Consider the following 5,567-nt stretch of genomic DNA (forward strand, 5'->3'; position numbering starts at 1 on the left):
CATCCACCAATACCCACAAGCAGCCATAAACTTCTACCACAAACTCCTAGCGCCAGCTTCCACCAACACACCGCCAGCTCACAACACGAGCCTCACTTCACCGCAAATCCCACCACCAACACCCCCTGTGCTTGTCATTCAAACCACATTTTTATCAAGAAAACCCCACATTTTTATCAAGAAAACCAAGAGAAAAGCCATATGCCAATACACTCTACGCAGAGTTCTAAGCCGCTCCCTATCCACCCCAAATGCAAGCCCAGCAACTCTCACCAACACGCACCAATGGCACCACAGCAACCGATTGCGCAAAAAGCACACTCTACCGGCATCCACCAGTACCCACGAGCAGCCATAAACTTCTACCACAAACTCCTAGCGCCAGCTTCCACCAACACACCGCCAGCTCCCAACAGCCTCACTTCACCGCAAATCCCACCACCAACACCCCCTGTGCTTGTCATTCAAACCACATTTTTATCAAGCAAACCAAGAGAAAAGCCATATGCCAATACACTCTACGCAGAGTTCTAAGCCGCTCCCTATCCACCCCAAATGCAAGCCCAGCAACTCTCACCAACACGCACCAGCAATCATCAACACACACCGGTAACTTTCAAGAACAGATTGCGCAAACGCTCTACTGGCAGCTATCACCCACCATTTCACTGGAAATATTCCGCATTGAGGTACCTGCATTGTTATAAAACCTGTATTGTTATAAAAATTGACAGTCTTATAAGATCTTTTTCCAATTCCTTGATTTGTGCAGATTTTCATCGATCAAAAACGGGGCATTCTTGCCATTTTTCTTCTGCATAAGCACATTTTCAGAGTTTTTCTTCTCGTTTAAGTGCTCTTTTGGACCGTTTAAGTGCTCTTTTGGACAAAGAATAAAAAAACACCCTAAGAACATGTCACCTATAACACTTTAAAATCCTATAACACTCTAAAACATTGTATATAGACCACGTTGTGGATAAAGTAGCTCTATTTTTAAAATAGATCATTGCATAATCTTGGAAGAAAAGAACAGTTAATGAATTCTTTCTCTGCTGTATAATATTTCATTATGTTTATTTTCTACCAAGCGAGCAATTTTTAGGCAGAGAGCAGTTTTGCTCATAAAACACAACCCCAAAGAGATCAAACAGCAACACAAAAATATCTCCCTAACAGATCCTAATAACTATAGATTTTTGCGTTTCTTTTACAACGAGAATGACCTGCTAACCTTATTAGCCCATCATTTCAAAGAGGAAAGATGGAAAATCAACGGCTCTCAAAAAGAGAATAATCCATTAAATAAGATCAAAAATCATAAATTTTCTTGACTATTTTATTTACTCACGAATATACCTACCCCTCACCGGGGTGCACTCGACCCTCAAAGAGTGCACCCCGCCCCTCATAGGGTACATCCCAACCCTCAAAGGATGTACCCAAATCTCTTAGAGTGCACCCTACCCTCTTAGAGTGCACTCAACCCTTAAGGGTGCACCCAACCCTCATAGAGTGCACCCTTACCCTTAAGGGTGCACCCAACCCTCATAGAGTGCACCCTACCCTTAAGGGTGCACCCAACCCTCATAGAGTGCACCCCACCCTTAAAGGATGCATCCAACCCTCATAGAGTGCACCCTACCCTTAAGGGTGCACCCAACCCTCATAGAGTGCACCCCACCCTTAAGGGTACACCCTACCATAATAGAGTGCACCCCACCCTTAAAGGATGCATCCAACCCTCATAGAATGCACCCCAATTTTACAGGGGGCACCCCGACCGTTAAAGGATGCACCCTGCCTTAAGGATGCACCCAACCCTCATAAAGTGCACCCCAATTTACAGGGTGCAGCCCAACCCTCAAAGACTGCACCCCGCCCCTCATAGGATGTGTTTAGCTTTCATGGGTTTTCCCTCTTTCCCATAATGCAAAACAAAAATTTGCGAACAGCTATTTTTGTCACTCCATCATATGAGTATATGGCCTGGAACCTTCAAACCCTCCTTTATAAAACAGAGTTCGAAAGAATTGATTGAAGAAATTAAGGGTAAATTTTGTCAATTTAGAGGCAAAATTCATTCTTTTTTATGAATATTGCATTTTTACTATAATCGTTTAAAATGAATCTATGTATAATACATTTTGATATTTATTTATCAGAAATAAATATAGGAGAAAACTATGAATATCAGATATTTTTTCATAGCAAGTGCAGTAACCAGTGGTTTAGCTCTTGCAATTCAACAGTCTGATTGTATAGTCAATAAGAAACCCTCTCCTATTGTCGCTCCTTATAATGTTGAGAAAACGAATTTACAGTTTTTTGAACCAATAAGTGGTACATCGGATACATTGAATATACTCTTAAAAGAAAGTAAAACTATAGCAAAATACAGAGCTATAGAAGAAATCTATCATCAAGGTAAAAATTTATTACATGCATTAATTGGCTTTATACGCTCAATTATAATGTATCGTGTACAAATGTTTTTTCTAGAGAGCTAGATAACTGTATAGAGAACGGTGATATAAAGTAAAGAAAAACAGATTATTATATATTATAAAGTCTCATATGAAAAAGGCTCCATTTTTATTGGAGCCTTTTTTTACTCTTTAATTTTATCAAAAATGCTTCTGCTTAATTTCAATGATATTATACGAATTTTATGATATTTTTATACTCAATCATCTCCTCCCTTGTCCTCAAAAACGATCATTTTTGTCTTCTGTCCAATCTGTCATAAGATTGATATTTTTGACAGCATTCTGATTGCTTATAGGTTGAATGATTCGCTTCACAGCTGTGATAAAGATGGAGCAAGCGCTTGAAAGAGATTTACAAGGGAAGCCACAAAAGGACATGAGAGCCTCTTTCTACTCTCATGATTTTGCCAAGCTTTGCTCTTTTACACTGAAAGGGATAGAAAAGAAGTGAGGAGAGAGAGACGACATGGATGCCTCTGTATGAATGTATTTTATCGCTCTCAAAGCCAATATTTTAACTGATGATTCGTTTTTTCAATGATGGCAGCAGATAAGGCATCATTTTTCAATCATCCTGGTGTTTCAGAACGATACGAACCCAACTGCCAATCACACCAACCAAACGACAGAGAAGAGTAACGACAATAAAATCGAGAGAAGATTATTGATATTCAACAAACAGCTTTCTAAGCTTAAAGAAGCTTGTACAGGATGAAAAATTTTGACCACTTACAAATCAAGACAGCGGAATTTTCTTTCCCTCCAAGCATTTTTTGCCATATCAGATCACCCATATCAGCTCACCAAGGAATGGCTTAAAACCATTCTCGTTTAAAGAGGTATGATAAAGGGATATTTTCATGTTGTTTTCTTTGTGATAAAAATCACACAAATTGCTTTCCTTAAGATGTTTTCATGCTAAAAGCAGCAAAACCAGCAGGCTCTGCGAGAATAAAACCTGCTTTACATACGCCCCACAGCCCTAAAACCACTTTGCTATGGGGAAATTCATGGGTATCATGCTGCGAGGGACATGCCTACAAGTAAACGGAGTATAAAGGTGCTCTATAAAAAAATCATTCAGCAAAGCGGGGTCATTCCCTCACAAACAACCAGAGGCTTTGGCAACCTTATAGACACATCCCCAAAGACAACAAAGAGGAAAGAGTGGTGCATTTGCTATCAAGTGTTTTGCTTATATTGCAACACAATCAAGCCTGCTTTACATACAGCCCCACAGCCCTAAAACCACTTTGCTATGGGGAAATTCATGGGTATCATGCTGCGAGGGACATACCTACAAGTAAACGGAGTATAAAGGTGCTCTATAAAAAATCATTCAGCAAAGCGGGGTCATTCTCTCACAAACAACCAGAGGCTTTGGCAACCTTATAGACACATCCCCAAAGACAACAAAGAGGAAAGAGTGGTGCATTTGCTATCAAGTGTTTTGCTTATATTGCAAAACAATTAAACCTGCTTTTTAAAATCTTATGGTGATTATTTTTCTTTTCTGAAAAAATTTTGAGAAATTGCCAATTGTTCAACAGAGCCCTTTGTTTTCCTCCCCAATGGGTTATGCAGGGTTATGCCACTCATCAATGCTTATATCCATAAAGGCGATTTCACCATCTTTAATGGAGACAATATCGGGGCAATATTTTCTCCCTTCAGCTTCAAACATGATTGGTTCATCACTTACCCCATAGAATCCTTGTTCTTTGCTGTCTTTTTTCCTCAACAAGTTGTCTATGAAAAACTCTTTTTTATGACACATAATTTGGATCTCTGACTCTCAAACGCCGATAGTGATTCACTTTCATGGATAATTTCTCAGCCACCCGTTCAAGCACAGCGTAACTCAGCTCCTCTGTTTTTGCAAACTCTTCAGCCATCAACACAGCACGCTCAAGATGGCTTTCATCAAGCGCCCACATCTTCGCTCCATAAATCAAAGGCAAGGCTATTCCCCGCAGCAAAGCGCCTTTGATAAGATTGTAAGGTCTCCACATCACCAAGCAAAGCAAGGACGGCGAGATGGAGAAGCGCATAAAGAGAGCTCCATTGATTGCATTCATCAACCACTCTACCGTGTCTTTTTCCCAAGGTAGTAGGCTCTATTGAGAGTGAAATATTTCTTGAAAACGCCTATCCTTCATCGTCCATTCTAAAGTTTCATCAAGCGCTTGCTTCAAGCGCCCGACTGTAACTTTTTCTTCAAAAATTTGCAGTCCTCTAGCAATAAAACTCAAATGGAACACAAGCAAACTTTGAGAATGATACGGATGAATAGTCCGACAAGCCGCAGCAAAAAAACCACTCATAATGAAAAGTCCACAATAAAATCTAGGGGAAACTGGGGCAAATAGTGAGAACTCTTCCACTTGTTCATCATGAGATGAGAAATTGCACTTCGCGATTGGGTAAAAACAAGATGGCCAAATGAGAGCCTTATCCCTCGATTTCCACCGTAAAGCCCCGACTCTTTAAAAACTCTGTTGCGCTTTCCATGGTGAGAACTTCATCATCAGCATAAACTTTTTCAAACTTCTCTTGCTGCTCTTGCTTCTCATCTCTTTTATCCCCATTTTTTTCATCGCTCCTCCCTATCAGCTCTTTTCACCCCTCCCTGCCTCACTCTCTCATCACCATCTGCTTCACCATTCTCTTCCTCCCTCAGAACCAATCAAACGCCGCGTCACAATCACAGTTTTTTCAACTCTTTTTTTAACTGGAAAGACATTCTCGCCCGCTTAAAAACAGAATAATAAAGCCCTAGAATGCTAAACACAACAAAATCAGAAAAAATAAGCATCCCAAGACAAACCACTATAATCAAGGATTCTAAAACAGGATTATTCATTCTCCCCCACTTATTTTTTTTCTTTTTATCCGGATCATTTGGGGAGAAAACGATTTGTCCTCGTTTTCGCATTGCCTCTTCCCATTTGAAGAGACTTTTTTCAACCGACAGGTAAAAAATATAAAGAGCCCCAACATAACTGGGATAAAGACAACAGCATACACAGCAAGAATTTTGAGCAACATAAAAACAGCAAAAAAATTGCTCTTCTTCCA

Annotated in this window: 7 protein-coding genes; 2 read left to right on the forward strand and 5 right to left on the reverse strand. The window is 40.1% G+C overall.

Annotated elements, in window-relative coordinates; translation table 11 throughout:
• Positions 1-358: hypothetical protein (locus tag PVV68_RS09515; RefSeq protein WP_273782966.1), on the forward strand; the 358-nt coding region annotated here is incomplete at its 5' end.
• A gap of 215 nt (positions 359-573) precedes the next feature.
• Here the strand turns inward: PVV68_RS09515 and PVV68_RS09520 are convergent.
• Positions 574-699, reverse strand: coding sequence for a hypothetical protein (locus PVV68_RS09520; RefSeq protein ID WP_273782967.1), 126 nt, complete (start codon positions 697-699; stop codon positions 574-576).
• Positions 700-2,186: 1,487 nt separating this feature from the next.
• Between PVV68_RS09520 and PVV68_RS09525 the strand changes: the two genes are divergently transcribed.
• The gene (locus PVV68_RS09525; RefSeq protein ID WP_273721878.1) at positions 2,187-2,510 is read left to right on the forward strand and encodes a hypothetical protein; all 324 of its coding nucleotides are present in this window, start codon (positions 2,187-2,189) and stop codon (positions 2,508-2,510) included.
• A gap of 1,555 nt (positions 2,511-4,065) precedes the next feature.
• On the opposite strand, the gene PVV68_RS09530 is transcribed toward PVV68_RS09525, so the two are convergent.
• From PVV68_RS09530 to PVV68_RS09545, 4 genes are read right to left on the reverse strand one after another with little or no spacing between them, the layout of a single operon-like run.
• Positions 4,066-4,266, reverse strand: coding sequence for a hypothetical protein (locus PVV68_RS09530; RefSeq protein ID WP_273721881.1), 201 nt, complete (start codon positions 4,264-4,266; stop codon positions 4,066-4,068).
• Positions 4,256-4,426: a hypothetical protein gene (locus PVV68_RS09535; RefSeq protein WP_273721883.1), complete on the reverse strand. Its 171-nt coding sequence runs from the start codon at positions 4,424-4,426 to the stop codon at positions 4,256-4,258. The genes PVV68_RS09530 and PVV68_RS09535 overlap by 11 nt, the downstream gene beginning before the upstream one ends.
• Positions 4,413-4,574, reverse strand: coding sequence for a DUF6990 domain-containing protein (locus PVV68_RS09540; protein WP_273782968.1), 162 nt, complete (start codon positions 4,572-4,574; stop codon positions 4,413-4,415). The genes PVV68_RS09535 and PVV68_RS09540 overlap by 14 nt, the downstream gene beginning before the upstream one ends.
• 32 nt (positions 4,575-4,606) lie before the next feature.
• Positions 4,607-4,813, reverse strand: coding sequence for a hypothetical protein (locus PVV68_RS09545; protein WP_273721886.1), 207 nt, complete (start codon positions 4,811-4,813; stop codon positions 4,607-4,609).
• Positions 4,814-5,567: the final 754 nt, after the last annotated feature.

The sequence above is a fragment of the Bartonella sp. ML69XJBT genome (assembly GCF_028618515.1).
In the GTDB taxonomy this organism is placed as follows: domain Bacteria; phylum Pseudomonadota; class Alphaproteobacteria; order Rhizobiales; family Rhizobiaceae; genus Bartonella.